The following is a 1,612-nucleotide window of genomic DNA, read 5'->3' as shown; positions in this document are numbered from 1 at the left end:
TTAAAGAACTCAATAACCTCAACGATGATCAGATCGTCAATTATCTGAGGCTCAACACCTACCTGCTTAACCGCGATGTAAGTGCCACTCAGCAAACGGTCTCAGACAATGATCTCTTACCTATTGCGGCAGGGTTACCCATAGGCCAATTGCTTGAAGAGCTGCACAGCTTACCGGCAGAAACCCAATTGCTTCAAAATGGCGAGTTCGACGTGTACTGCGCCAGCGCACAGCAGATCCCATCTCTCCTACATGAAATTGGCCGCTTGCGAGAACATAATTTCCGTCAAGTTGGCGACGGGACCGGACAAGCGATAGACATCGATCATTTCGATCATGATTACCTGCACCTGTTTGTGTGGGATCGTGAGAACCAATGCATGGTAGGTGCTTACCGTCTTGGATTAGTTGATCAATTATTGGCGAAATATGGCGTAGAAGGATTGTATTCGCGCACCTTGTTCAACTATGACCAACGCTTTCTCGATCAAATGGGCAAGTCGATTGAAATGGGTCGTTCTGTGATTGCCGAGCAATATCAAAAAAGCATGAGTGCCCTACTCTTACTCTGGAAAGGCATAGCGACTTTTGTTCATCAACATCCTGAATACACGCACTTATTTGGCCCAGTGAGCATCAGCAACGATTACAGCCATACCGCGCGTCAGTTGCTGGCACAATCGATGACCCTACACCACTACGACAACGACTGCGCCGAATACGTCACTCCGTCAAACCCACTGCCAGAAACCAACTTAAACTGGAATACCAGCATGCTAACCGCATTGGGAGATTTACAGTTGCTATCTCGCGTGATCGCTCGAATTGACGAAGGCAAAGGCGTTCCGGTATTACTGCGCCAATATTTGAGTTTGAATGGTAAGTTGGTGTGTTTTAACGTCGATCCGGCGTTTAACAACGCACTGGATGGATTGATTATGGTGGATTTACGCGATGTACCTGAGAAAACGCTTGCACGTTATATGGGCAGTGAAAACGCGCGCGAGTATTTAGCTATGAACAATTAACCGTCGTCTACAAACGTAGGAGGTATCGCGCTGCTCAAAATCGCTCTAAACAAAACGCGTGCAGCGTGATACGTTATTTGCTCATAAAACATTAAAAACAAAGTGTTTAGTTAAACTCATCGCAAAAAGGCCACTCATCTCCAGCTTTAATCCACAAAACGCCAACATCGCGCAAACGTTCACGTTATAAACTTTCACAAAACCTCAAAATGGTTATAGATCACATTTCAAATCAAACCGAACGCCAAACAAAATGTGACATTGATCGTTTTAGGCATTTAATTTGAATTAAAAAAGAAATTAAAGGTGATCTCAATCACAATGAATTTTGATTTTATATTTGTCAGAAGATCGAATTGATCACTAATATTTTTATTGACAGATTTGAAAGTCATTTTTTGTTATTAAGTTACATATCAATTAATTGATCATCATCACTTAAAAAATGCTTTTCATCCGAAGAAATGCGGGGGTTGATCACGAAAAACCCGTCGTCAGTTCCAATTAGAAAATGTGTGGTAAATTGATTGGGTACTAAGCAATCAAACAAGCGGTTTTGGCGAACCGTTTACGACAACATATTC

1 protein-coding gene is annotated in these 1,612 nt (G+C 42.6%); it reads left to right on the top strand.

What is annotated here, in order from left to right:
* Nucleotides 1–1,028: GNAT family N-acetyltransferase (locus R7P67_RS23825; RefSeq protein WP_318086191.1), on the top strand; the 1,028-nt coding region annotated here is incomplete at its 5' end.
* Nucleotides 1,029–1,612: the final 584 nt, after the last annotated feature.

It is taken from the genome of Vibrio sp. Vb0937, assembly GCF_033338855.1.
This window is presented reverse-complemented; position numbering and strand designations above follow the sequence as displayed.